The sequence below is a fragment of the Streptomyces sp. NPDC000941 genome (genome assembly GCF_053599555.1).
Genome location: NZ_JBSFMM010000028.1, coordinates 1 through 23,810 on the forward strand (window position 1 = coordinate 1; position 23,810 = coordinate 23,810).

The window sequence follows — 23,810 nt, forward strand, 5'->3', positions numbered from 1 at the left end:
CCCGACGCCGCCGGTCCGGCGGGCGCCGCCCGCCACAGCGCCGAGCACGCGCTGCGGGCCATCGCCGCCACGCACGGCAAGGACGCCGTACTCGACGCGGCGGCCGATCACGGTCCCAAGGCGGTCGCGGTCGTCCGTGACCTGCTGTCGGCCGATCGTCTGGAGCTCGCGCTGCCGTCGAGGATGCCGGAGCCCGCCGCCTGGGCGGCCCCCCGGTTGCTGCCGCGAGTGCTGCTGCGTGACCGGACCTCGGCGCTGCCGGCCGAATCCGTGCGCCATCTGCTCACCATGCTGGCGATCTCCCGGCCGGGCGCGGTCTATACGGGCGTGGAGACGGTGCGGGAGGCGTGCGACCCCGAGTCGCTGGCCGCCTTCGCCTGGTCCCTGTTCGAGCAGTGGCGGCTGTCCGGGATGCCGGCCAAGGAAAGCTGGGCGCTGCATGCCCTGGGGTGGCTCGGCGACGACGACACGGTGCGCCGGCTGGCGCCGGTCCTGCGGAACTGGCCCGGCGAGGGAGCGCACCAGCGGGCTGTGGAGGGCCTGGACGTGCTGGCGGCCATCGGCAGCGACGTGGCCCTGATGCATCTGCACGGGGTGTCCCAGCGGGTGAAGTTCAAGGCGCTCAAGACGCGCGCCAAGGAGAAGATCGAGCAGGTGGCGGCCGATCTGGGGCTGTCCGGCGAGGAACTCGCCGACCGGCTGGTGCCGGACTTCGGGCTGGACACCGACGGCTCGACCGTCGTGGACTACGGGCCCCGGCGCTTCACCGTGGGCTTCGACGAGCAACTGCGGCCGTACGTCCTGGACCAGGACGGCAAGCGGCGCAAGGACTTGCCCAAGCCGGGTGCCCGCGACGACGCCGAGCTGGCGCCGGCGGAACGCAAGCGGTTCATGGCGCTGAAGAAGGATGTGCGGACGGTGGCCTCGGACCAGGTGCGCCGACTGGAGGGCGCGATGGTCGCGGGCCGCACCTGGACGACTGGTGAGTTCCGCGAGCTGTTCGTCTCCCATCCCCTGCTGTGGCATCTGGTGCGGCGGCTGGTGTGGCTGTGCATCCCGGTCGGGGTTTCGGAGAGGGCTCTGTACGGGGCCCCGGCCATCAGTGGCGCTGGTGCGGTGACGGCGTTCCGGGTGGCGGAGGACCGTACCTTCGCCGGCGTACGGGACGAGGAGTTCTGGTTGCCCAAGGACGCCTCCGTACGGCCGGCACACCCGCTCCACCTCGGCGAGGAGCTGACGGAGTGGGAGAAGCTGTTCGCCGACCACGAGATCCTGCAGCCGTTCCCGCAGCTCGGCCGCGCCGTACACCGGTTCACGGACGACGAGGCGGCCGCCGACCGGTTGGAGCGGTTCGAGAACATCACCGTGCCGACCGCCAAACTGCTCGGCCTGGAACGGCGCGGCTGGGAGCGCGACGAGCCGATGTTCGGGGGTGTGCAGTGTCGGCTGTCCAAGCGAGTCGCGAAGGACCGCTGGATCGTCGTCAGTCCGTCGGAGGGGTTCACGATCGGCGCCGTCGATGTCTCCACCGAGCAGTCGCTGGCATTCATAGGGCTGTCCGAGCAGCCCAGTGCGTGGGATCCGCCCGGGGAGCCGTCCAGGCTCGCCTTCGCCGAACTCGACCCGGTGACCGCGTCCGAGCTGCTCGCCGACCTCACGGAGCTGGTGGCCCGGTGACGAGAACGCACCACACGGCTGGCGGCACGGCGGTACAGGCTATGTGTCCCGTGGGCCGTAGTGATCCAGGAACATGTCGATGCTGTCGCTGACGAGACGGTCCGTCAGGTCCTCGTCGATGTGTGTGCCGTAGGAGCTGAAGACCATGTGCGGGAAGACCAGGAGTCCGTAGAACTGGATGATCGCCACCTGGAGGTCGGGGATCTCCAGCCGGCCCTGCTCGGCGAGGGAACGCAGGGCGCCGGCGACGGCGGGGTGGTGGCTCTCCGTGGCGTGGTGTTTCCAGGCCTCGCCCAGCTCGGGGAAGCGATGGAGTTCGGCGGCGACGAGATTGCGTAGAGCGGTGACCTCGTGATTGGTGCGGACGGCGTGGACCCAGGTGCGGGCCGCCTGGACGAGGGCGGTCCGCAGGTCTTCGGCTTCCGCCAGGCCCTCGAGCGCGGCTGAGGACTCACCGGCGAGCGACTCGTCGAGTGCGCTTGTGATGACCGCCGTGAACAGGGCTTCCTTGCTGCCGAAGTGGTTGTAGACGGTCACCTTCGACACGCCTGCCTCGGCGGCGATGGTGTCCATTCCCACGCCGAAGCCCTCCCGCAGGAACAGCTCGCGGGCGGCCCGGACGATGGCCTGCCGCTTGAGCTCCGCCCGAGGGCCGCTCGGTGGTCGTTTGACGCTGTCCACGCTCATGACATCGACCCTAGCATCCACCTGAACTGTACGGTTGAGTTCATGTGAACTGAACGGTATGGTTCAGGTAGGCGCCGGTCGAACGAGCGGGACCGTGCGCCAGAAAGGGGACCTCTCGCGCCCTCCCGCGGCGCGGACACGACCCACGGCCCATGACCCTGACCACGCACCAGAAGGACCCGTCATGACCCACTCCGAAGCCGGTGCACCGCATACAGCCGAACACGACGACCACCCGCCCACCGATCCGCGCCGCTGGGCAGCCCTCGCGCTGATCTGCCTCGCCCAGTTCATGCTGATTCTCGACGTCACCGTCGTGAACGTCGCCCTGCCCGACATGGCGGCCGACCTCGACCTCGGCCGGGAGGCGGTGACCTGGGTGGTCACCGCCTACACCCTCTGCTTCGGCGGGTTGATGCTGCTCGGCGGCCGCCTCGCCGACGCCCTCGGCGCCCGTCGTACGCTCCTCGCCGGACTCGCGCTGTTCACCGCCGCCTCGCTGGTCACCGGCCTGGCCGAGAACGCCCCGACACTGCTCGGCGGCCGGGTCGGCCAGGGCGTTGGCGCGGCCGTGCTCTCCCCGGCCGCACTCTCCATCGTCACCACCACCTTCCACGGCGCCGAACGCAACAAGGCGCTCGGTGTCTGGGCGGCCATCGGCGGCACCGGCTCCGCGGTGGGCGTCCTCCTCGGCGGAGCCTTGACCGACGGGCCTGGCTGGGAATGGGTGTTCTTCATCAACGTGCCGGTCGGGCTGATCCTGTTGGTGGCCTTGCCCGCCTTCGTCCCGGCCCGAGCGCCGCAGCCCGCACGGCTCGACGTCCCCGGCGCGCTGCTGGTCACCGCGGGCACCGCCGCTCTGATCTACGGTCTGGTCAAGGCGGGGGACGCCGGCTGGGCGGCCGCCTCGAGCCTGCTGCCGCTGGTCGGCGCGGTGCTCGCGTACGCGGCTTTCGCGGCGGTCGAGCGGGCCACTCGGGCTCCGCTGATGGACCTGCGGATGTTCACCCGGCGGCCCGTGCTCGCCGGGGCCTTCCTGATGCTGATCGCCACCGCCCTGCTGATCGCGTTCTTCTTCCTCGGGTCTGTGTACTTGCAGCGCATCCGGGGCTTCGGCCCGCTGCGCACCGGGTTGGTGTTCCTGCCTGTTGCGGTCGCCACCGGTATCGGGGCACACCTCGGTTCCCGGCTCGTCGGCCGGATCGGCAGCCGCCCGACCGCTGTCGCGGGCATGCTCGTCGCCACCGCCGGAACCGTCCCGCTGACCCAGCTGTCGGAGACCGGGAGCGTGTACACCGGGCTCCTGCCGGGCTTCGTGATCGCCTCGCTCGGCGTCGGCGCTGTGTTCGTCACCGCCACGACGACCGCACTGGCCATGGTGGAACACCGGGAGGCGGGGCTGGCCTCCGGAGTCGTCAACACCTTCCATGAGGTGGGTGGTTCGATCGGCGTTGCCGTCGTCTCCACGGTCGCGGCTTCCGGGTTCGAGCGAGATTCGGTGGGTGGCTTCGCCGACGCGTTCATCGTGTGTGCGGTGGCGGCGGCCGCCGGCGCCGCCGTGGCCCTGGGCCTCGTGCCGCGAGGCAAGCCGCAGTCGACCGGCGGCCCGCACGTGCACTGACCAAGAGTGGCCACCGACCAAGAGTGGCCGCTCCTCACGGTCGAGCTGTCCGTACCCCGCTGTGAGCGACCGTGCTGACGTGCCACTTACCCCGCCGGGTATATTGGCGCCACCGTCTCACCGGGAACCCAGAGGGCAGCGATGACAGCACGAGGAGCCTTGGCCCCGCGGACCAGCGCCTCGCGCGCTGCCGTCCGCTGGGCACGCGCTGCCGTCATCGCTCTGCTCGCGGCGCTCGCCGTACTGATCCACCACGAGACGGCCGTCCTGGCGATCGGACCGACGCCGTCGTCCGCCACGCATGTGATGACGCCCGGCATGGTGATGGCGGGCAACCATGCCGCACCGGCGACGGCCATGTCCGGGCAGGCGCACGGAAGCGCACCCGCACAGTCCGCCGGGCCGATGGCGACCGCCCCCGCGACAAACAGTGCCGATGGCCCGGCCTGCTCCGGTATGGCCATGCAGCACTGCTCGACCGCAAGCCTCGAGGCCGTGAAGCTCGCGGCACCGCAACAGACCCTTGTGTCGTGGGATGTCCCCGCGCACGGAGGTGTCACCGCGGGGCCGAAGGCCGCCGGGACGGTGGACCGGGCGCCGCCGGACCTGTCCGTACTTTCTCAGCTGCGCATTTAGGCCGTGCCCACGGCTTTCTCGTGCCGCCATTGGCATGCCGAGGAGCCGTTCCAGCACGCCAACTCCTTATGCGCACACTGAGATCGAGGACACCGATGAACAGCATCAACCGTCGCTCCGTCCTGCTCGCCGGGCTCGGCGTCGCGGGCGCCGGCGCGCTCGCCGCCTGCAGCAGCGGCTCCACCAGCACCCCCACCCTGATCAGCCCCTCCGGCTCTGCGGTCGCCGCGACCGAGAAGAAGCGGAAGGGCACCGGCAGGACGCAGAAGGTGACCCTGACCGCCGCGCCCGCCGTACTCGACCTCGGCGGCAGGATCATGGCCAAGAGCTGGGCCTTCAGCGGTCAGGCCCCGGGCAAGGAGATCCGCCTGTCCGCCGGCGACACCTTGGCAGCCGAACTCTCCAACCAACTGCCGAACAAGACGACCACCTCCATCCACTGGCACGGCCTCGCCATGCGCAACGACATGGACGGCGTGCCCCCGGTGACCCAGCAGGCCGTACGGGCGGGTGCCAACTTCACGTACCGTTTCATCGCCGACGCCCCCGGCACGTACTTCTTCCACCCCCACGTCGGCGTCCAGCTCGACCGCGGCCTGTACGCGCCGCTGATCGTCGAGGACCCCAAGGAGCCGTTGTCGTACGACGACGAATGGGTCGTCGTCCTGGACGACTGGGTCGACGGAGTCACCGGCACCCCCGACGAGGTCCTCGCCGAACTGCGTCAAGGTATGGGCGGTATGGACATGGGCGGTATGGACATGGGCGGTGACTCCGGCTCCGGCGGCATGGAGGGCCATGACATGCACGGCAAGGGGGGCATGGACATGGGGGAGGACTCCGCGTCCCCGTCCGCCTCGCCCACGTCCGGCGGAACGTCGATGAAGTTCATGCTGATGGGCGCCGAGAGCGAGCTGCTCGGCGGCGACGCCGGCGACGTGAAGTATCCGTACCACCTGGTCAACGGCCGAGTGCCGGCCGACCCGGACGTCTACCAGGGCAAGCCCGGCAAGCGGGTCCGACTGCGGATCATCAACGCGGGAGGTGACACCGCGTACCGGGTGGCGCTCGGCGGCCATAAGCTGACCATCACCCACACCGACGGGTTCCCCGTCGAGCACCAGCAGGTCGACGCCCTGCTGATCGGCATGGGGGAGCGGTACGACGTCCTGGTCACGGTCGGCGACGGCGTCTTCCCGCTCGTCGCGCTGGCCGAGGGCAAGAACGCCACCGGCATGGCCCTGGTGCGTACAGGATCCGGCAGCGCGCCGAAGGCGACCGTCCGCCCGAAGGAACTGAACGGCAGGATCCTGACGGCGTCCCAGCTGCGCGCGGCCGACGATGTCCGTCTGCCCTCCAAGAAGGTGGACCGGGTACACCGTGTCGAGCTGACCGGCGGCATGGACAAGTACAACTGGGCCATCAACGGCAAGGCCTTCGACATGGACGACCCTGCCGCGCATCCGCTCACGATCGAGGAAGGACAGCGGGTCCGGCTGGACTTCGTCAACACCACGGAGATGTGGCACCCGATGCATCTGCACGGCCACACCTACCAGCTCGGAAACACCGGCCCGCGCAAGGACACCGCCATCGTGCTGCCCAAGAAGAAGCTGTCCGTCGTCTTCGACGCCGACAACCCCGGCCAGTGGATGCTGCACTGCCACAACGCGTACCACGGAGAGGCCGGCATGATGGCGCTGGTCGCGTACCAGGCCTGACCGTCGCGGCTCCTGCCCGGTGCCGGGACCGGCCCGCCCGGTCGGCCCCAGCACCGGGTAGTAGCCGGCTTCATCGTGGTGCGGTCGCCGCTGCCACGAACATCGGCAGCGCCAGGAAGAGCCGGTCGGCCTCGGCCCGCTCACGCTGCTCAGCGATCCAGCTGTCCGCTTGCCCGCGCGTGACGGCGCCGACGGAGCAAGCTCCTTCGACCAGGCCGGTGAGCAGGGGCAACATCGTCGGCCCGGTGAAAACGCCCGTGTGCACCTCGACCGTCACGTCGTCGAAGCAGGCGTCCAGCAGTAGATTGCGGTATCGGCGAGCGGCACGCGGACCGGCGGTCAGGTCGGCGCGGGCGTGCACGATGGTGCGGGTAAGGGCCGGATCGGCGGAGTCGATGACGAACGTGTCCCAGTCCTGTCCGACCAGCACGATCCGCCCTCCGGGCGCAAGCACTCTGCGTGCTTCCGCCAACGCCCGCTCCGGCTCGCTCAGTTCATGGAACACCTTGTCGGCTCGGTAACCGTCCACTGAGGCGTCCTGCAGCGGCAACTCGTATGCCCCCGCGATCCGGTAGTCCCCCTCGGGCCACCGGCCGCGGGCGACGGCGATCATCCGCTCGCTCGGGTCCACACCGACGGCCTTCACGCCCTGCTCGGCCAGTTCCGCCACGGACCGTCCGGCGCCGCACCCCACGTCGACCACCGACTTGCCGGCGGCGGCGCCGAGCAAATCGCAGGACAGAGCTCTCAGCTCCTTGGCGCCCGGTAGCCGGTCGGCCGCGTCGAGCAGCGCGATGAGGTCGTCCGTCGACTGGGGTTTCTGATCTGTTTCCCTGGTCATGAGCCCCAAGACTGCGACTTAATGTCGGCATGAAGTCAAGCGAGCACGGGATGACTGCCGACGGCGGGCCCGAGCCCCTGAGCATCGGTGCCATCGCCCAACGCTTCGGTCTTGCCACGCATGTCCTGCGGCACTGGGAGTCGATGGGGATCCTCACCCCCGCACGCGATGCCGCCGGTCGGCGCCGCTACGGCAGCACCGACCTCACACGCGTCGCCGTCATCCTGCGCGCCAAGGAGGCAGGGCTCTCCCTCGACACCATCCGCCAGATGGTGGCAGATCGCATCGGCCTGGACGCTGCTCCCCACATCCCCATCAGGCCGTAGGGTTCGAACCGGCGTAGACGGCGTGCTGAGGGGCGCGGACACGTCATGCAACGCCCCGTTCGGACTCCGCGCGCTCTGCCGATGGCCACGGTCCGCGGCAATGATGAGCAGACCGCACGTGATCCAGACGACTCCGCACATCTGCCCTTCGGCAGGTGGATATGCGGTGGAAGGAATCCACGTTGTTGCTTCTCATCTCCCCGGACAGCGTCGAGGAGGCTCTCGACTGCGCGAAGGCGGCGGAGCACCTCGACATCGTCGATGTCAAGAAGCCCGACGAGGGCTCGCTGGGCGCGAACTTCCCGTGGGTCATCAGGGAGATCCGCGATGCGGTCCCGGCGGACAAGCCGGTGTCCGCCACCGTGGGAGACGTCCCGTACAAGCCCGGCACGGTGGCCCAGGCGGCGCTCGGTGCAGCTGTCTCCGGAGCCACGTATATCAAGGTCGGCCTCTACGGCTGCACGACGCCCGAACAGGCCATCGAGGTCATGCGAGGGGTCGTCCGGGCGGTGAAGGACCATCGGCCGGACGCGTTCGTCGTCGCCTCGGGTTACGCCGACGCCAACCGGATCGGCTGTGTCAACCCGCTCGCGCTGCCCGACATCGCCCGCCGCTCCGGCTCCGACGCGGCCATGCTCGACACCGCGATCAAGGACGGGACACGGCTGTTCGACCACGTTCCGCCCGACCTCTGCGCGGAGTTCGTCCGGCTGGCCCACGAGGCCGATCTGCTCGCCGCCCTCGCGGGCAGCGTCAAGGTGGGAGACCTCGGCGCGCTGACCCGCATCGGCACGGACATCGTGGGGGTGCGCGGGGCGGTCTGCCAAGGGGGTGACCGCACCACGGGAAGGATTCAGCCGCAGCTGGTGGCCGCCTTCCGGACGGAGATGGACCGGCATGCCAGGGAACACGCGGCTGCCGTCGCCGCCGCGAGCTGACCGCCGGCATGCCGGCACTTTTGCCCCGTCGCGCGCCCGGGACCCGCGGCGAGCGCTTCGCCGTTCTCGATCCGGCAGTGGGCGAGGCCTTCGACGAGGCTCCCGATCAGCACCCGGACGAGTTGGACGCCGTTGTCGAGCGGGCCCACGAGGCATGGCGCGGCTGGCGGGCCGATCCCGCCGTCCGCACCACCGCGTTGCTCGTGGCAGCCGACGCCGTGGAGGCGGCCGGGGCCGACCTCGCTCCGCTGCTCACCCGTGAACAGGGCAAACCCCTGGCCGAGTCGTACGCGGAGATCGCCCGTACGGCGGCCCGCCTGCGCTATTTCGCCGAGCTGGACGCCGGGCCCCAGCCGATCACGGACGGGCGGCCGGTACGCGGCGAGATCCGCTGGCGACCGCTCGGGCCCGTCGCCGCGATCGTTCCGTGGAATTTTCCCCTCCAGCTCGCGTCGGCGAAGTTCGCGCCCGCGCTCGCCGCAGGCAACACGGTGGTGCTCAAGCCCTCCCCGTTCACGCCCCTCGCCACTCGGCTGCTGGGATCCGTCATCGCCACCGCGCTCCCCGAGGACGTACTGACGATCGTCACCGGTCGCGAACCCCTCGGCGCCCGCCTCGCGTCCCATCCGGGGATCCGCCATGTGACCTTCACCGGTTCGATGCGCACCGGACGGGCCGTCGCGGAGGGCGCGGCGGCCTCACTCGCCCGGGTCACCCTGGAGCTGGGCGGTAACGACGCCGCCATCCTGCTGGAGGACGTGGATGTGGAGCGGATCGCGGACCGGTTGTTCTGGGCCGCGTTCCGCAACTGCGGGCAGGTCTGCATGGCGGTCAAGCGCGTCTACGCCCCGGCCCGGCTCCACTCCCAGGTGGTCGAGGCCCTGGCAGAGCGCGCGAAGACCGCCGTCGTCGGAGCCGGGCTCGACCCGGGATCGCAGCTGGGGCCGGTCAACAACGCCCCCCAACTGGCCCGGGTCGAGCGCTACACGACCCAGGCCCTGGCAGCCGGTGCCCGAGCCGTGGCCGGTGGCCACCGGCTGGACCGGCCGGGCTACTTCTTCGCCCCGACGATCCTGGCCGATGTCCCCTCCGACAGCCCGGTGGTGACGGAGGAGCAGTTCGGTCCGGTCCTGCCGGTGCTGCCGTACGGGAGCGTCGACGAAGCCGTCGAGGCGGCCAACGGCACCGGCTTCGGGCTGGGCGGCTCGGTATGGGGGACCGACCTCGACCGGGCCGAGGCGGTGGCCGACCGGCTGGAGTGCGGGACGGCGTGGATCAACCACCACGCCGAACTGTCCCTCGCCCAGCCCTTCGCGGGCATCAAGGAGAGCGGTGTCGGCGTCGCGGGCGGGCCGTGGGGGCTCTACGGGAACCTCAGGCCGTTCGTCGTGCATCGTCCGGAGGAGGCGTGACGATGAGGTTCGGCGCGGCGGTGCTGCGCTCGTACCAGAGCCGCTTCGCCGTCGAGGAGGTGATCCTGAACGCGGGGCCGGCCGACGGCGAGATCCTGGTCAGGATCGCGGGCTGTGGGATGTGCCGGACCGATCTCGCGGTCCGGCGTTCGGCGGGCCGCTCACCGCTGCCGGCGGTGCTCGGCCACGAGGGGGCCGGGGTCGTGGTGGAGACGGGCGGCCCGGACACCGGCTTGAGCGTCGGTGACCATATCGTGCTGAGCTTCGACTCCTGCGGACGCTGCCGGAACTGCGTGGGTGCGGCCCCCGCCTACTGCGACTCCTTCGCCTCGCTCAACCTCTTCGGAGGGCGCAAGGAGAACGCGGCGCGGTTCACCGACGCGGCCGGGGACGAATTGGCTCCCCGGTGGTTCGGCCAGTCCTCCTTCGCCGAGTACGCGATGGTCCCGGCCCGCAACGCCGTCCGGGTCGATCCCTCGTTGCCGATCGAAATGCTCGGACCGCTGGGCTGCGGATTTCTCACCGGCGCCGGGGCGGTCTTCAACTCCTTCGGCGTCCGCCCCGGCGACACCATCGTGGTCTTCGGCGCGGGAGCGGTGGGTCTGGCCGCGGTGATGGCGGCCACCGCCGCCGGGGCAGTGACCGTGGCCGTCGACCGGCACCCCGAACGGCTGGCCCTCGCCGAGCGGCTCCGCGCGATCCCGCTGCACGCGGCATCGGCCGACCTGCCCGGCCGCATTCAGCGGCTGACCGACGGCGGCGCGCAGTACGCGCTGGACACCACGGGCTCCGCCCAGCTGATCAACGACGCGCTCCGGGCGCTGCGCCCGACCGGCCACCTCGGCCTGGTGGCCCGGCTCCACACCACGCTGCCGCTCGAACCGGGGGCACTGGACCGGGGCCGCAGGATCTCCCACATCTGCGAGGGGGACGCGGTGCCGGGACTGCTCATTCCGCGGCTGACCGGGCTGTGGCAGGCCGGGTGGTTTCCGTTCGACCAGCTGATCCGTACGTACCCGCTCGCCGACATCAACGAGGCCGAACGCGACTGCGACGCGGGCCGCGTGGTCAAACCCGTCCTGGTTCCGCAGGGGAGGGGCGATGACCGAGGCGTTTCAACATCGCTGCCTGGCTGATGGGCCGCCACTTGGCGGGCGCCATCTGGCGGGCAGCCACGGACACCGCACCCTCGCGCCAAGGGAGGACACATGGTCGGCACAGCGCATCGGAACACCGGTGTGGAAGGTGTGGAAGGGGGTGTCGGTCTGACCGCTCTCATGGTCGCCGCGGCACGGGCGATCGAGACCCACCGCCACGACAGCCTGGCACGGGACGTCTACGCAGAGCACTTCGTGCTCGCCGCACCGGCGTCCGCAGGCTGGCCGGTCCGTATACAACAGGTGCCGGACGGGGACGCGAACCCGCTGTGGGGGCGGTTCGCGCGTTACTTCGGTTTACGGACGAGGGTCCTCGACGACTTTCTCCTCCGGTCGGTGCACGCGGGGGGCGCCCGCCAAGTGGTCCTGCTCGGGGCGGGGTTGGATTCGCGGGCGTTCCGTCTCGATTGGCCTTGCGGCTGTGTGATCTTCGAGGTCGATCGGGAGGGCGTACTGGCGTTCAAGGACAAGGTGCTCGGCGGACTGTCGGCCAGCCCGAAGGCAGCGCGCGTACCGATCCCGATCGATCTGCGCGCCGACTGGGTCGGAGCGCTGACCGACGCCGGCTTCGACGCGGCCGCACCGAGCGTCTGGCTGGCCGAGGGGTTGCTGTTCTACCTGCCAGGCGCCGCCGAGACGTACCTCATCGACACGGTGGACCGGTTGAGCACGGAGGGAAGCGCCCTGGCGTACGAGGTCAAGCTCGAGAAGGACTTGCTGGAGTTCAGCGACAGCCCGCTCTACACCTCGACGAAACACCAGATCGGCATCGACCTGCTCAACCTGTTCGATGGCGAGCCGCGGCCCGACTCGGCAGGTGATCTGGCGGGTAAGGGTTGGTCCACATCGGTCCACACCCCCTTCGACTTCACCCGCAGGCACGGACGCGGCCCGCTGCCCGAGCCGAACGACGCGCTGGCGGGCAACCGGTGGGTCTTCGCGAACAAGCCACGGCCGTAACGCTGCCGTCAAGCCTGTCGGGCGGTGCTTGGCGGCGTGGCAGGAACAGTGATGGGCACTCTGGCCACGGTCGCCTATGTGACGTATCAGGGCTGGCCGCCGGTGATCCCGCTGACCGCCATCGCCATGGGCACGGGCGGGGCGACAGCCATCGGCGTCCTGGCCGGGGTGTACCCCTCCGTACGTGCGGCACGCCTGGCACCTACCGAGGCGCTGAGCACCGCCTGATCCGCTCCACGACCAGCTCCATCGCCCCTGACACCGTTCCTCTTCATGTCCCACGTGACCCGGCGCGTCCCATTCCCGCATTCCAGGCTGCCTGAATCTCTCCTGGTCAGGGCCCGTTTTCCATCCCAGCGTATTCAATTGCCGGTCCTTCGTAGCGGCTGGGACGGATCACCCAACAGACTCCGGTCAGCCAAGCACTCCCCACTGCGCCACAGAAGGGCACAGCACCCACATGTCCAGTGTCCGGGACACCCGTACCCGCCTGCTGACCGCCACCGCGGCCGTCGCGATCGCCGCTCTCTCCCTGACCGCGTGCGGCGACGGATCGGGTGGGTCTGACGAGGGCCCGTCGGCAGGTGGCTCCCCGGCTGGCTCCTCGACCGGCTCCTCTTCCGGCTCGTCCTCCGGTAAGGGTGCGAAGTCCGGCGGCGCCGGCGCGAGTGGCGACAAGGCCGTCGCCTGCAAGGGTTCCGGCACCAAGACGGTCGCGGCCCCGGTGAATCGCCCGGTGAACCACATGCTGCTCACGGTCACCAACACCGGCAGCGCCCCCTGCGGCCTCTACGGCTACCCGGCCGCCCGCTTCGGCAAGGCCCAGTCGGTGCCACCGGTCAACGAGGACTCCAAGCCGCAGGCCGTCGTCACGCTCGCGCCGGGCGAGTCCGGCTACGCGGCCGTGAATCTGTCGGCCACCGACGGCAGTGGCACGAACGGCCACACCGTGAAGTCCCTCGCCGTCACCTTCCGGGACCGCGCCGGGGAGAACACCTCCTGGGTCGCCCGCCCGTCTCTGCCCGCCGAGGGCGTCTACGTGGATGACTCCCTGAGCGTCACGTACTGGCAGCAGTCGATGGACAACGCCCTCAGCTGGTAACACCACCGCCGCCGCGCACCGCCGCGCATCGGCTCACTTGGCGACGTCATGCCGCCTCTGGACGGAGAAGGAGAAGGGTTGATGAATGTTATGGCGACGGAGAATCGCCCTGTGGGAGGGATGAGCGAGCGGCGGCGTACGCGGCTGCGGCTGGAGATCTCCCGGGAGGCGGCGCGCCTGTTCTGGAAGCAGGGTGTGGCCGCGACCAGCGGCGACCAGATCGCCGATGCGGTGGGGTTGTCCACGCGCACCATCTGGCGCCACTTCCGCAGCAAGGAGGCGTGCGCCGAGCCGATCGTCATGCAGGGCGTCGTCACCTTGATGAGCGTGCTGCACAGCTGGCCGAAGGACAGTTCCCTCGAAGACCACCTGGCGGGGGAACTGGTCCGGCTCCAGTACGAGACGCGGCCGGTCGATCTGGCCGATGAGATGCTGGCGATGAAGATGATCCGGCTCGCCGACACCGAACCGGCTCTGCGCACGGCCTGGCTGATGGCCTGTGACCAGATCGAACAGCAGATGCGCGTGATCATCTGCGACCGGCTGGGGCGTCCGGCCGGTGATCTGGAGGTGCGGCTGCACGCCGCGGCCACCGCCGCGGTGGTGCGGGTGCTGGACGAGCGGATCGGCGTCGCCTTCCTCGCCGGCACCGGCTCCGGCACCGGCGCGGACACCACGGAACTGACCGAGGTGAAGGCCGCCGCTGTACGGTTCGCCCACGCGATCCGCACGGCCACCGGCGGGGCCGTCGGCGACCCCCTCGTCTGACCAAACAGAGACAGTCACGGGCGAGCAGGCGCGCTGCGGCACTGCGCGCGGCGGCTCGTTTCGTTACTGCTTGTCGCGCACGGCGAGCCGTTTGGCGATCTCGGTCTTGACCGTCTCGTGCAACTCGTCCGACGTGAAGCCGAGGTTGCGCAGGATCTGCGCGGCGGGGCTCTCCTCGGCGCGGATCAGGCCAAGCAGCGTGTGTTCCGTCCCGACCCAGTCGTGGCCGAGGTCGGCCGACGCGCGGTGTGCCTGCTCGATGGCCTCCTTGCTCTCCGGCCGGAACGGGATGTGACCTCGCAGCGCCTTCTGTCCGGCCGGCGGCATCGCTTCCTCGATCGCGTTGCGGATGCGTTGCTCGGACTCGGTTTTCGCTATCAGCATTTCGTACGCCAGGCCCTGCGGTTCGCCGAGCAGGCCGAGCAGGATGTGTTCGGTGCCGATGAAGTCGTGCTTGTGGGTTCGGGCGGCCTCCTGTGCCAGCACGATGCTGTGCCGGTTCAGGTTGGTGAACCGATCAAATGCCGCGGGTGTGTGGCGTTGCTGGGCGGCCTGTTTGGACACCCCGATGGCGTCGCCGATCTCGGTCCACGACGCGCCGGTCCGCTTGGCCTTGCTGACGTAGTGGTCGATGAGCTGGTCACCGAGGTCGGACAGGGTCTGGGCACGAAGTCGCGCCTCGCTGATGCGGGCCAGTTCGTCGGCGTCGGAAAGTTCCTCATCGAGACGGGCGATCAGGTCGGCGAGGCTGATGTCGAGTGGGCTCATGCGTCAATCGTAAGTTGACGCCAGCTCGGCGTCAACTTGTAATTGACGCTCGTTCCGGGTGCGCCAGCGTACGGTGTCTTTCTGGCCGTCGCCACGGTCAAGCGCGCTCAGACGCGTGGGTGTCCTGGCTTTGGATCTCTGCGGCGGCGCGGTGCAACTCGGCGAGGACGGTTCGGACGGCCCGTCGTGCGGTGCGTTCCGGTCGGTGGAGGACGTCGATGTGGCGTCGGGCGTGGACTGCGCCCAGCGGCCGCAGGACGAGGTTCGGATGCTCGCGGGCTGTCCAGCGTGGCATCAGCGCCAGGCCGCCGCCGGCGGCTACGACCTCGGCGACCACGGCGAATTCGTTGATGCGGTGGGCGATGTCGAGGCGGCGGTTGGCGACACTGGCGATGGCTTCGATGGTGGACATGAGCGGGAAGCCGTCATGGACGGTGATCCAGGGCTGGTCGGCCACGTCATGTGGGAAGAGCAGCGTTTTGGAGGCCAGCGGGTGGCCGGTCGGCAGGGCGACATCGAGCGGCTCTCGCAGCAGGGTGCCGGCGGTGACGGAGCGTGGCCAGGGTGGGCCGTGGTCGAGGCGGTGGGCGAGAACGAGGTCGTAGTCACGGGTGAGGGCGGGGAAGCGGTCCTGGGCGACATCTTCGTCGGCGAGGGCCAGTCGTGGGTGGCCCGGCCCGGCGAGGCCGCGCAGCAGCAGGGGGAAGAACGCGGAGGCCGCGCTGTGGAACGCCGCCAGCGAGACGTCGCCGTCGGGCTGCTCGGCGAAGTCGGCGATGGTGTGTCGCGCCCGGGCCAGGGCCGTCTCCACCTCGATGGCAGCGCGGGCCAGGGCTTGCCCGGCCTCGGTGAGCACCACCCGGCGCCCGGCGCGCTCGGTGAGCGGGACGGGGATCGAACGCTGCAACAGGCGCAACTGCTGGGAGATGGCGGAAGGCGTCACGTGCAGTGCCTTGGCGACCGCACTGACACTGCCCAGTTCTCCCAGTTCCCGCAGGATCTGAAGTTGCCGCTCATCCATGTGGACAGTGTAGGGGAGCTACAGCTTTGCTTTAGAAGCTGGTGATTGTCTTCAACATCCTGATGGTGCAGCGTGGGCGTATGCCCGTTGCACGCCGTACCGATGTAGCGCTGTTCCTGATCGCGCTGGTCTGGGGTTCCAGCTACCTGGCGGCCAAGACGGCCACCGGCGCGCTCCCGGTTACCACCGTGCTGTTCGCCCGGTACGCGATCTCCGCGCTCGCATGCGGAGCCTTGGTCGCCTCCCGTCGCCGGGCGCGCCGCTGGACCCGCGCGGAGGTGCGCGCCGGGTCGCTGCTGGGGGTTACACAGGCAGCCGTTCTGGTACTGGAGACCTACGGGGTCGCGCACACCAGCGCCGCGAACGCCGGGTTGATCATCAGCCTGACCATTGTGCTGACGCCGCTGCTTGACCGGACCGCGAGCAGCCGCAGGCTGCCCTGGACGTTCTTCGTCGCCGCCGGCCTGTGTGTGCTGGCCGTCGGGCTGCTCACCTCCAGCAGTGGACTGCACGCGCTACGGCTCGGCGACGCCCTGGTGCTCGCCGCCGCGGTGGTACGGGCCGGGCACGTCGCGCTCGTCGGACGGCTCACCGCCCGCCACCCCATGGATCCGCTCCACCTGACGACCGTGCAGACCGTCGTCGGCTCGGGGTTGTTCCTGGCGCCCGCCTTCATTCACCTGCCCGACCTTGCCCACAGCAGCGCCACCACATGGTCGCAGCTGATCTATCTCGCCCTGTTCTGCAGCGTGTTCGCTTTCCTCGTCCAGACCTGGGCCGTGCAACGCACCTCCGCCAGCCGGGCCACCCTGCTGCTGGGCACCGAACCGATCTGGGCCGTCGCGATCGGGATCAGTTTCGGCAACGAACGGCTCACCGTGTGGGCCTCCCTCGGCGCCGTGCTCATGATCGCCGGAACGTACTGGGGCCAGGCCATCGAACGCACCCATCGCACCGCCACCGCCACCGCCACCGGCAAAACCGCCAAAACCGTGGAAGAGGACAGAACGTGCCCCACCCCGACACCTACCAGCGTCTGATCGCCCTGTTCGACACCACCCAGACCCCCTATCGGCTCATCGACCACGAACCGGACGGCACCACGGAATCGGTCAGTGCCCTGCGCGGTCACCCCGTGTCCCACGCAGCCAAGTGCATCATCCTCAGAGTCAAGACCGACCGGCGCACCACCCGCCACGTGCTCGCGGTCGTCCCCGGCGACCGACGCGTCGACCTGGACGCCGTCCGCCGGCTGTTCGACGCCCGCTACGTCGGATTCAGCGACGCGGCGACCGCCGAACGACTGGCTCACGCCGTCCCCGGCACCGTCCTCCCCTTCGCGTTCGATCCCGATCTCGAACTCGTCGCCGACCCCGAGATCGTCACCCGGCCACAGCTCTACTTCAACGCCGCCCGCCTCGACCGCTCCGCCGTCATCTCCGGCGGCGACTACGTCCGGCTCGCCCACCCGCGGATCGAACGCATCGCCACCCCCGACGACGTCGGCGCCCAAGCACCCGTACCAAGTGTCATCCCGGACGCGGTTGCGGTATCAGACCGGCCGACGGCAGAGGAAGATCCAGAAGGCGATTACGGGCAGCACGAAAGCCGCGGCGACGGCGTTCAGCCCGCCGAAGCCAATCCAGTCCATGACGGGCCCGGCCAGGCCGGCACCCACCGCTGCGACGACGTTCATCGCGGTGTCCGTGGTGCCCTGCACTCCGGGCCGGAGAGCCGCGGGCGTGGCCTCGCTGAGCATTGCTGACCCGGCCACCAGGCTGAACGACCAGCCCAGCCCCAGGAGGAACAGTCCTGCCATCACCATGCCGACCGAGCCGTGGCTCAGGCCCGACAGCAGTGCGGACGCGATGAAAATGGCCTGCCCGGCCACCGCGGTCGGCAGATGACCGATCCGGTCGGCGAGCCAGCCGACAATGGGCGAGAACGCGTGCATGCCCAGCAGATGGCCGCTTATGGTGACGCCGACGATGCTGAGGTTCGCGCCGTCTTCGGACATGCTGACGGGAGTCATCGTCATGATGGCCCCCATGACCGTGTGGGCCACCACAATGGTCACGAACGCGAAGGCCGCCCGCGGGGCGTGGCGAAGATGACGCAGGCCCGCGCGCAGCGTGCCGGTCTGCGACTGCCCCGCCTCTTTTGTGGCCTCGGCTTGTGCCGCCTGGGAACTCGAGCCGTTTTCCGGTTGCTTGTCGGCGTCCTGGTGCTGCCGGGCCAGCAGGAGCGGGTCAGGGCGGAGCCAGACCCAGAGCAGTACCGATGCCAGCGCCATGCAGACGGTGGCCAGGACGAACGCGCCGGCCAGCCGAGGGAGGTGCAGAATCGATGCCACTCCGGCACCGGGATCGGCGAGGTTGGGCCCGATCACCGAACCGATGGTCGTCGACCACACCACGAGGGACAGAGCCTGGGCCCGGCGGTGCGGCGCGGCCAGGTCGGCGGCCGCGTACCGGCTCTGCTGGTTCGTCGCGTTCCCGATGCCGAAGAGCAGCATCCCCACTACGAGCAGGGGGATTGACCTGCTCACCGCCGAGCCCACGAGCAGGACTCCGCCGAGGGTGGCCGCGAGCCATCCGGCGCTCAGGGAGGACCGGCGCCCTCGCCGTTGCGCGAGGAGGGCAAGAGGCACACCGACCGCGGCGGCGCCCGCCGTCGTGGCCGTGCGAGCCAATCCGGCGTAGGTCTCGCTCTGGGCGACTGACTCGGCCAGCAACGAACCGATTGATGCGGCTGCGTCGGCGGACACGAGGAGCGGGGGCAGAAGAGGACGGCATGCTCCGCGCGTCACACGTAGGGGTGCAGAACGAGGTAGCCGTCGATACGGCGGACATGGTCGGAGTCCGGATCGGTGGGCAGCGCATGCCCGAGGTGCTCGGAACGGACCTCGCCGATCCACTGGTCGTGCTGGTACTCATGATTGATGAGCGCGGTCAGCAGTTGCGTCCCGACGATGGTCATCTGTGTGGGGGCACTCACCTTCCCGGCCGCGATGTCACCGATGCGGGCGTGCACCCGCTCGGCGACGGTCTCCCTGAAAGCGGTGAGCCGACGCACCGTCGGCAGCGCGCCCCGGAACTGTTCCGGCAACGCGGAGTCCATCAGGGAGTCCAGAGCGGGATCGGGACTGGGCTCGGCCGCGGTGAGATTGCGGATCATGAAGTGGGCGACATGGGCCTGGTGGCCGAGATGCCATCCGATGGCGCTGAACTCCTCGCGCGGACGCCAGATCACCTCGTCCGGAGTCAGGTCCTGCCACAGCTCGTCGGTGTAGCCGCGGGCACGGTCGTATTCACGCAGCAGCGCTTCCAGCTCGTACATGACTCCTCCTTGAAGTAGCCGGCGGGGGTGAGGCCATGAAGGCGCTGCCCGGGCCATGCCGTCGGACGGTCGCGCCACTCGGGGTGCGCCTGCCGACCGCGGATGTTATCGGGGTTCGACGCGGATGCCGTGGAACGGACTCGGCGTCAGTGCCCGTCGGGGCAGCAGTCGCCGCCGACCCATTCCCGCCAGTCGAGGCAACTGGTGGATCCCTTCTATTCGGCCAGGAGTTCCGCGGAGTTGAAATGATCGGTCGCCGCTATGTTGCTCGCGCCGCTCAGTTGCATGCCACTTCGGGCCGAACCAAGGTGTTCGGGGCGCCGGGCGCCGCCAGTACGGCCTGCGCTGCTCGCTCTCCGGCAGCGAGGGCGCCTTCGATGTGTCCGGCGTGGTCGGTCGCCGTCTCGGTCGACGCCCAGTGCAGGCGGCCGTCCAATGCCGGCCGCTGATAGAGGGGGTGCCCGAAGAGCGAGTAGTCGGTAAGACGCTGCACGGTGGACGGGGACGTCCACTGCTCGGCGCTCCAGTTCTGTATGTGCAGGACATCGGGGGTGGCCGCGGCCGGGCCGAAGAGCCGCGCGAGCTGTGCGGTGACGGCCTTTTCGAAGCCCGGGCCGACGGTGCGCGCATGCGCGAACCCGAAGAGTGCGGCAGGTCGGCCGTCGGGCCCCGACATGTCGTGGATCTCCTGGAGTGGGCCGGTCCTGCTGAACGCCGCACCGGCCAGCCCGGCCTCCCGCCAGAAGGCGGAGGGGTACTGGGCGACGACCTTGGCGACGGCCCCCATCCAGACCGGGGTGGACCGGGCGAGGCGCACGAGGTCGGCGGGAAGTGCGTCGCCGAAGTCGATGTGCTCCAGCGCCAGGGCCGGGGGGACGGCGAGAATGACGTGCTCGGCGTGCAGGGTTCCGGCCGGGGTGAGCACGGCAAGGCCGCCTTGGCCGCCCTGGCCACGCGGGCGGATGGCGCTGACGGGCGTATTCAGCCGCAGGGATTCGGTGGGCAGCGCGGCGGCGAGGGCGGTGGCGAGGCTCTGGGATCCGGCGGCGAAACGGCGCGAGGGCGCGTCGATCAGGTTGCCGGCAAAGCGGCGTGTGCCGGTGGTCTCCTGCAGCATGGCGTCGCCGGCGAGGTGCTGGTCGAAGATCTCGATGCCACTGCGTACGGCCAGGGTCCGCACGCGCTCCTCGCCGTCCCAGAACCAGGTGGCTCCCAGGTCGAGGGCCCGCTCGGGGTGCGATGTGGGGGCAGAGAGCAGGCGTCCGCCGATGCGGTCGCGGGCCTCCAGACAAACCGTGTCGCGGCCGGCGGCGAGCAGAGCGGTGGCCGCGGCCAGTCCGGAGGCGCCGGCGCCGACCACGATCACGTTGTGGCTGTCCTGGTGGGACATGTGTGGCTTCCTTTTGATCAGGCCGAATTGATCAGGCCGAACCCCGCTGTTACCGGTGGTGTTTCGGCGTCCGGCTTCTGGGGCGTGCCGAGCCGGTGGCATCAACGCAGGCGGTGGCCGCGCCGTGGCCGTGACGCGGAGCGGCCGGGAGGGTGTGGTTACTGGCCGTCGGCTGCCGGGCGCCCGGTGTCCAGGACGATGCGGAAGCGGGGAGCCCCGGAGCGCAGCCGGGTCACGGCTTCGCCGGCCTGCTCCAGCGCCATGCGCTCGATCATGGGCCGTACGCTGTTGGTGACGGCGAACTGCATCGCCTCTTCCGTCTCGCGGGCGCTGCCGGTCAGGTGTCCGGTGAGGGTGTGGCCGTTCATGACGAGTTGGGCCGCCGGAACGGTCACGGATCCCGCGTCGACGCCGACGAGGGTGAGCTGTCCGTGCACGTTCAGCCCGGTGAGCAACTCGTCCACGGGGGTGGTGGAGGAGGCGGTGTAGACGATGAGGTCGGCGCCGCCGAGTTCCGCGAGAGCGGTTCCGGGCGCCTGGGCGTCGCTGTCGATATAGCGGTGGGCGCCGAGGTCGCGGGCAAGCTTCTCGCGGTCGCCGCCCCGGGCGATGGCGATGGTCTCGTAGCCGAGCTTCGCCGCGAACTGAACGGCGAGGTGGCCCAGTCCGCCGAGCCCGAACACGGCGACGCGACTGCCCTCGCGCGTACCGCCCTCGCGTGTACCGGCCTTGCGGACGGCGTTGAAGGTCGTCACGCCCGCGCAGCCGAACGGGGCGGCGTCGAACAGGTCGAGCTCGTCGGGGATGCGCGCGAGTGCGTCAGCGGGCACGGTGATGCTCTGGGCCCAGCCGCCCGGGTAGGACAGGCCGGGCACCTTGCGTTCGGGGCAGTGGACGACGTCGCCCGCCCGGCAGTATGCGCAGTGCCCGCAGCTGCCGCCGAACCAGCCGACAGCCACGCGGTCCCCGACCGACCAGCCCGCCACCTCATCGCCCATCTCGGCGATGACACCGGCGACCTCATGCCCCGGGGTCACCGGGAAGGACGTACCCGCGCCGGTGGCCGCGGCCGTTCCGATGTCGGCGTTGCACACGCCGCTCGCCGTAACGGACACACGGACCCACCTGCCCGTCGGCGATGGCGTCTCGGCCACGGACGGGTGAACCGGGCCTCGGGGCTCGGTCACGACCATGGCCACGGCAGTGTCTGACATAGTGCCTTTCCAATCCGAACACGACGATGCATATAGCTGCTGGTTATGCTGAATGAGCAGCTGAATCAGCAGAGACCCCACCGTAGGCGGAGGGAAACAAGCCAGGTAGGGGACATCAGTGAATGGAGCGATAAGGCATGGCTATGATGGATCGCCTGAATCTCGAAGGACTCCGCTACGCGCAGGCGGTCGCCGAGACCAAGTCGTTCAGTGCCGCCGCGCGGGCCTACGGGGTCACCCAGCCAGCCCTGTCCAACGGGATCGCCAAGCTGGAGGAGCGCCTCGGGGACAAGCTCTTCGACCGGTCGCCGCGCGGCGTGACCCAGACCGCCTTCGGCACCCGGATCCTTCCACTGATCGAGCGCGCCCTGGTGGCACTCGATGCCGTCGCGGCGGAGGCCAGGCGGCTGACCGAACCAGGTGAGCAGAAGATCCGCATGGGGCTCTCACCCCTGATCGGCTCGCATCTGGTCGCCCGGGCGTTCAGCAAGGTGCGCGACCTTCCCATGCCCCGCGACCTTGTGCTGCGCGAGGCGAACATGCAGGACCTGCGCGAATGCCTGCAGACCGGCCAGCTCGACATCATCCTGATCCCGGCCGTCACCGCGATGCCTCGCTTTGAGCACCGGGTCATCGACGTCGAGCCGATTGTCGTCATCAGTCCCGATTCCGCAGAGGGGACGGAGGCGACAGAGGCGACTCCGCTCGAACTCGAAGAAGTCAGCAAGGAGTGCTTCATCCTCGTGCCGGACACCTGCGGCCTGACCACCTTCACCACACAGCTCTTCCAGGCACGCGAGATGCCCCTGCGCACCTATCCGGGAGAAGCCGCCAGCTATGGGGTCCTGGAGGACTGGACCAAGCTGGGTCTGGGCTCGGCCATGGTCCCCCGCTCCAAGCTCACCTCGCCCGATGTGCCCCACCGGCCCCTGATGGACGAGGGTCGCGAGGTGCAGATCTCCTTTGAAGCGGTCTGGAGCGCCGACTCCCCGCTCAGTGCGGACCTGCTCCGCCTTGCCGACAGCCTCGCAGCTGCCCGCCGTTAGCCATACGCAACCCGGCCCGTCATCGGCCCCTGCGGGTCGTCGGAGCGATGCTGGGGTCTCGCGTGACGAGCCGCGGTGGTGCGGCCCGGCCGCCGTGACGCCGTCACCGGCCGCCGTGATGCTGTCAACGGTGGCGGTGGCGGCGGCGGTGCCGAAGCCGAGGCCGCCGTGGCGGGAGGCCCCGATCGCCGATCGCCCCTCGTTGCCACCTCGGCCACGCGCTCCCGTCCGACCCCGCCTCGGACCGGCTCAGCCGCGTCGGCGGCTATCTCGTACTCAATCCCTACGCCTGACCGCGACACCGGACACCCCCCTTCCCTCGTCCGGGCAACCCGCCTGAAACAGGAGCACCACATGTCCACCACCACCCTCGACTTCTCCGGCCAGAAGGTCGTCGTCATCGGCGGCACCAGCGGCATGGACCACGCCGTCGCCCGCCATGTCCTCGACGCCGGCGGCAGCGCCGTCGTCACCGGCCGCACGCAGTCCAGCGCCGATGAAGCGGCGGCTGCCCTGTCCACCCACGGCAACGCCGTCGGCCTGGCGGCCGACCTCGCCGACCCCGCGGCCGTCGACCGCCTGCGCGTCACCCTCACCGAAGAGCACGCCGACGCCACTCTCCTCGTCAACGCGGCCGGTGTCTTCGCCCCGAAGCCCTTCCTGCAGCACACGCCCGAGGACTACGACCGCACACCAGGCCGTCGCCGCCACGCCCCCACTCCACAGGAGCACTCGTGTCCTACCACGACCACAACGACCATCAGTACGCCAAGGACCTCCGCGCCGGCGCCCCGGCGGCGTTCAATGCCCTCATGGCCTTCGACCGGGAGGCCCTGTCCGGGGCCGGGAAGGTCATCCCGCGCAAGTACACCGAGCTCGTGGCCGTGGCCGTGGCACTGACCACGCAGTGCGCCTACTGCATCGAGGCGCACACGAAGGCCGCGCACGCCGAGGGCGCGACCCAGGAGGAACTGGCAGAGACCACCATGATCGCGGCCGTACTGCGCGCCGGCGGCAGCTACGCCCACGGCTTCATGGCCATGAAGTTCTTCGACCAGGCCGAGCAGGCAGCAGCGGCCCAGTAGCCGCTCCTGCCCTGGTACTTCCGCCAGAGAGACCGGGCGGTCGCGCTGCCGGCCCGGCCGACGCGGGCACCATCCGACGCCCCAGCCCAGAAGGGATCCGG

General features: G+C 70.0%; 22 protein-coding genes and 3 pseudogenes. 17 read left to right on the top strand and 8 right to left on the bottom strand.

Features of this window, described 5'->3' with window-relative positions; genetic code table 11:
* Positions 1 to 1,677: DUF4132 domain-containing protein (locus ACWDSL_RS12045; protein ID WP_450484310.1), on the top strand; the 1,677-nt coding region annotated here is incomplete at its 5' end.
* A 39-nt stretch (positions 1,678 to 1,716) separates the two neighbouring features.
* On the opposite strand, the gene ACWDSL_RS12050 is transcribed toward ACWDSL_RS12045, so the two are convergent.
* The gene (locus ACWDSL_RS12050; RefSeq protein WP_450484312.1) at positions 1,717 to 2,364 is read right to left on the bottom strand and encodes a TetR/AcrR family transcriptional regulator; all 648 of its coding nucleotides are present in this window, start codon (positions 2,362 to 2,364) and stop codon (positions 1,717 to 1,719) included.
* Positions 2,365 to 2,548: 184 nt separating this feature from the next.
* Between ACWDSL_RS12050 and ACWDSL_RS12055 the strand changes: the two genes are divergently transcribed.
* From ACWDSL_RS12055 to ACWDSL_RS12065, 3 genes are all read left to right on the top strand, one after another.
* A complete protein-coding gene (locus ACWDSL_RS12055) occupies positions 2,549 to 3,985 on the top strand; it encodes an MFS transporter (protein WP_450484314.1) in 1,437 nt (478 codons plus the stop codon).
* Between the two features lie 159 nt (positions 3,986 to 4,144).
* Positions 4,145 to 4,621: a hypothetical protein gene (locus ACWDSL_RS12060; protein WP_450484316.1), complete on the top strand. Its 477-nt coding sequence runs from the start codon at positions 4,145 to 4,147 to the stop codon at positions 4,619 to 4,621.
* 95 nt (positions 4,622 to 4,716) lie between these two features.
* Positions 4,717 to 6,342, top strand: a complete 1,626-nt coding sequence (locus tag ACWDSL_RS12065; RefSeq protein WP_450484318.1) for a multicopper oxidase family protein — start codon at positions 4,717 to 4,719, stop codon at positions 6,340 to 6,342.
* A 70-nt stretch (positions 6,343 to 6,412) separates the two neighbouring features.
* On the opposite strand, the gene ACWDSL_RS12070 is transcribed toward ACWDSL_RS12065, so the two are convergent.
* Complete coding sequence (locus tag ACWDSL_RS12070) at positions 6,413 to 7,183, bottom strand: methyltransferase domain-containing protein (RefSeq protein ID WP_450484320.1); 771 nt, start codon at positions 7,181 to 7,183, stop codon at positions 6,413 to 6,415.
* Positions 7,184 to 7,212: 29 nt separating this feature from the next.
* Between ACWDSL_RS12070 and ACWDSL_RS12075 the strand changes: the two are divergent.
* The 8 genes and pseudogenes from ACWDSL_RS12075 to ACWDSL_RS12110 all read left to right on the top strand — a co-directional run.
* Positions 7,213 to 7,461: pseudogene (locus ACWDSL_RS12075) on the top strand (MerR family transcriptional regulator); the annotation flags it as partial.
* Between the two features lie 209 nt (positions 7,462 to 7,670).
* Positions 7,671 to 8,447: a (5-formylfuran-3-yl)methyl phosphate synthase gene (locus tag ACWDSL_RS12080; RefSeq protein WP_450484394.1), complete on the top strand. Its 777-nt coding sequence runs from the start codon at positions 7,671 to 7,673 to the stop codon at positions 8,445 to 8,447.
* Between the two features lie 8 nt (positions 8,448 to 8,455).
* Complete coding sequence (locus ACWDSL_RS12085; RefSeq protein ID WP_450484322.1) at positions 8,456 to 9,859, top strand: aldehyde dehydrogenase family protein; 1,404 nt, start codon at positions 8,456 to 8,458, stop codon at positions 9,857 to 9,859.
* Between the two features lie 2 nt (positions 9,860 to 9,861).
* Positions 9,862 to 10,995 (top strand): NAD(P)-dependent alcohol dehydrogenase, encoded by a 1,134-nt coding sequence (locus ACWDSL_RS12090; RefSeq protein WP_450484324.1) that lies wholly within the window; start codon positions 9,862 to 9,864, stop codon positions 10,993 to 10,995.
* Positions 10,996 to 11,067: 72 nt separating this feature from the next.
* The gene (locus ACWDSL_RS12095; protein WP_450484326.1) at positions 11,068 to 11,976 is read left to right on the top strand and encodes a class I SAM-dependent methyltransferase; all 909 of its coding nucleotides are present in this window, start codon (positions 11,068 to 11,070) and stop codon (positions 11,974 to 11,976) included.
* A gap of 51 nt (positions 11,977 to 12,027) precedes the next feature.
* Positions 12,028 to 12,204, top strand: a complete 177-nt coding sequence (locus ACWDSL_RS12100; RefSeq protein WP_450484328.1) for an ABC transporter permease — start codon at positions 12,028 to 12,030, stop codon at positions 12,202 to 12,204.
* Between the two features lie 232 nt (positions 12,205 to 12,436).
* Positions 12,437 to 13,078 carry a DUF4232 domain-containing protein gene (locus ACWDSL_RS12105; protein WP_450484330.1) on the top strand — a complete coding sequence of 214 codons (642 nt, stop codon included), beginning with the start codon at positions 12,437 to 12,439 and terminating at the stop codon, positions 13,076 to 13,078.
* A 120-nt stretch (positions 13,079 to 13,198) separates the two neighbouring features.
* Positions 13,199 to 13,846, top strand: coding sequence for a TetR/AcrR family transcriptional regulator (locus ACWDSL_RS12110; RefSeq protein ID WP_450484332.1), 648 nt, complete (start codon positions 13,199 to 13,201; stop codon positions 13,844 to 13,846).
* A 63-nt stretch (positions 13,847 to 13,909) separates the two neighbouring features.
* Here the strand turns inward: ACWDSL_RS12110 and ACWDSL_RS12115 are convergent, their stop codons facing one another.
* Together ACWDSL_RS12115 and ACWDSL_RS12120 are read right to left on the bottom strand one after the other, a co-directional pair.
* Positions 13,910 to 14,614, bottom strand: a complete 705-nt coding sequence (locus tag ACWDSL_RS12115; protein WP_450484334.1) for a Clp protease N-terminal domain-containing protein — start codon at positions 14,612 to 14,614, stop codon at positions 13,910 to 13,912.
* 97 nt (positions 14,615 to 14,711) lie between these two features.
* Positions 14,712 to 15,635 carry a LysR family transcriptional regulator gene (locus ACWDSL_RS12120; protein ID WP_450484336.1) on the bottom strand — a complete coding sequence of 308 codons (924 nt, stop codon included), beginning with the start codon at positions 15,633 to 15,635 and terminating at the stop codon, positions 14,712 to 14,714.
* 80 nt (positions 15,636 to 15,715) lie between these two features.
* Here ACWDSL_RS12120 and ACWDSL_RS12125 point away from each other — a divergent pair, with 80 nt between their 5' ends.
* Both ACWDSL_RS12125 and ACWDSL_RS12130 read left to right on the top strand, forming a co-directional pair.
* Positions 15,716 to 16,675 carry a DMT family transporter gene (locus tag ACWDSL_RS12125; protein WP_450484338.1) on the top strand — a complete coding sequence of 320 codons (960 nt, stop codon included), beginning with the start codon at positions 15,716 to 15,718 and terminating at the stop codon, positions 16,673 to 16,675.
* Positions 16,645 to 17,085: pseudogene (locus ACWDSL_RS12130) on the top strand (YbaK/EbsC family protein); the annotation flags it as partial. The gene ACWDSL_RS12125 and the pseudogene ACWDSL_RS12130, both read left to right, overlap by 31 nt.
* Before the next feature lie 102 nt (positions 17,086 to 17,187).
* Here the strand turns inward: ACWDSL_RS12130 and ACWDSL_RS12135 are convergent.
* The 4 genes from ACWDSL_RS12135 to ACWDSL_RS12150 form a co-directional block, all read right to left on the bottom strand.
* Entirely contained in the window at positions 17,188 to 18,402 is a 1,215-nt protein-coding gene (locus ACWDSL_RS12135; protein ID WP_450484340.1) for an MFS transporter, read from the bottom strand.
* 38 nt (positions 18,403 to 18,440) lie between these two features.
* Entirely contained in the window at positions 18,441 to 18,974 is a 534-nt protein-coding gene (locus ACWDSL_RS12140; protein ID WP_450484342.1) for a DinB family protein, read from the bottom strand.
* A 277-nt stretch (positions 18,975 to 19,251) separates the two neighbouring features.
* Positions 19,252 to 20,364, bottom strand: a complete 1,113-nt coding sequence (locus tag ACWDSL_RS12145; protein ID WP_450484344.1) for a flavin monoamine oxidase family protein — start codon at positions 20,362 to 20,364, stop codon at positions 19,252 to 19,254.
* A gap of 158 nt (positions 20,365 to 20,522) precedes the next feature.
* A complete protein-coding gene (locus ACWDSL_RS12150; protein WP_450484346.1) occupies positions 20,523 to 21,479 on the bottom strand; it encodes an alcohol dehydrogenase catalytic domain-containing protein in 957 nt (318 codons plus the stop codon).
* A gap of 236 nt (positions 21,480 to 21,715) precedes the next feature.
* On the opposite strand from ACWDSL_RS12150, the gene ACWDSL_RS12155 reads away from it, so the two are divergent.
* The 3 genes and pseudogenes from ACWDSL_RS12155 (at position 21,716) to ACWDSL_RS12165 (ending at position 23,709) form a co-directional block, all read left to right on the top strand.
* Positions 21,716 to 22,624 carry a LysR family transcriptional regulator gene (locus ACWDSL_RS12155; RefSeq protein WP_450484348.1) on the top strand — a complete coding sequence of 303 codons (909 nt, stop codon included), beginning with the start codon at positions 21,716 to 21,718 and terminating at the stop codon, positions 22,622 to 22,624.
* A 417-nt stretch (positions 22,625 to 23,041) separates the two neighbouring features.
* Positions 23,042 to 23,257 (top strand): annotated as a pseudogene (locus ACWDSL_RS12160) (sugar dehydrogenase); the annotation flags it as partial.
* Between the two features lie 101 nt (positions 23,258 to 23,358).
* A complete protein-coding gene (locus ACWDSL_RS12165; protein ID WP_450484350.1) occupies positions 23,359 to 23,709 on the top strand; it encodes a carboxymuconolactone decarboxylase family protein in 351 nt (116 codons plus the stop codon).
* The last annotated feature ends 101 nt before the right edge of the window (positions 23,710 to 23,810 follow it).

What these genes read in the sequence shown, in the direction of transcription:
- ACWDSL_RS12050 (WP_450484312.1), bottom strand. Translation starts at nt 2,364, where the DNA reads ATGAGCGTGGACAGCGTCAAACGACCACCGAGCGGCCCTCGGGCGGAG.
- ACWDSL_RS12055 (WP_450484314.1), top strand. Translation starts at nt 2,549, where the DNA reads ATGACCCACTCCGAAGCCGGTGCACCGCATACAGCCGAACACGACGAC.
- ACWDSL_RS12070 (WP_450484320.1), bottom strand. Translation starts at nt 7,183, where the DNA reads ATGACCAGGGAAACAGATCAGAAACCCCAGTCGACGGACGACCTCATC.
- ACWDSL_RS12095 (WP_450484326.1), top strand. Translation starts at nt 11,068, where the DNA reads ATGGTCGGCACAGCGCATCGGAACACCGGTGTGGAAGGTGTGGAAGGG.
- ACWDSL_RS12065 (WP_450484318.1), top strand. Translation starts at nt 4,717, where the DNA reads ATGAACAGCATCAACCGTCGCTCCGTCCTGCTCGCCGGGCTCGGCGTC.
- ACWDSL_RS12125 (WP_450484338.1), top strand. Translation starts at nt 15,716, where the DNA reads ATGCCCGTTGCACGCCGTACCGATGTAGCGCTGTTCCTGATCGCGCTG.
- ACWDSL_RS12120 (WP_450484336.1), bottom strand. Translation starts at nt 15,635, where the DNA reads ATGGATGAGCGGCAACTTCAGATCCTGCGGGAACTGGGAGAACTGGGC.
- ACWDSL_RS12105 (WP_450484330.1), top strand. Translation starts at nt 12,437, where the DNA reads ATGTCCAGTGTCCGGGACACCCGTACCCGCCTGCTGACCGCCACCGCG.
- ACWDSL_RS12080 (WP_450484394.1), top strand. Translation starts at nt 7,671, where the DNA reads ATGCGGTGGAAGGAATCCACGTTGTTGCTTCTCATCTCCCCGGACAGC.
- ACWDSL_RS12110 (WP_450484332.1), top strand. Translation starts at nt 13,199, where the DNA reads ATGAGCGAGCGGCGGCGTACGCGGCTGCGGCTGGAGATCTCCCGGGAG.
- ACWDSL_RS12100 (WP_450484328.1), top strand. Translation starts at nt 12,028, where the DNA reads ATGGGCACTCTGGCCACGGTCGCCTATGTGACGTATCAGGGCTGGCCG.
- ACWDSL_RS12090 (WP_450484324.1), top strand. Translation starts at nt 9,862, where the DNA reads ATGAGGTTCGGCGCGGCGGTGCTGCGCTCGTACCAGAGCCGCTTCGCC.
- ACWDSL_RS12085 (WP_450484322.1), top strand. Translation starts at nt 8,456, where the DNA reads ATGCCGGCACTTTTGCCCCGTCGCGCGCCCGGGACCCGCGGCGAGCGC.
- ACWDSL_RS12145 (WP_450484344.1), bottom strand. Translation starts at nt 20,364, where the DNA reads ATGTCCCACCAGGACAGCCACAACGTGATCGTGGTCGGCGCCGGCGCC.
- ACWDSL_RS12140 (WP_450484342.1), bottom strand. Translation starts at nt 18,974, where the DNA reads ATGTACGAGCTGGAAGCGCTGCTGCGTGAATACGACCGTGCCCGCGGC.
- ACWDSL_RS12115 (WP_450484334.1), bottom strand. Translation starts at nt 14,614, where the DNA reads ATGAGCCCACTCGACATCAGCCTCGCCGACCTGATCGCCCGTCTCGAT.
- ACWDSL_RS12155 (WP_450484348.1), top strand. Translation starts at nt 21,716, where the DNA reads ATGGCTATGATGGATCGCCTGAATCTCGAAGGACTCCGCTACGCGCAG.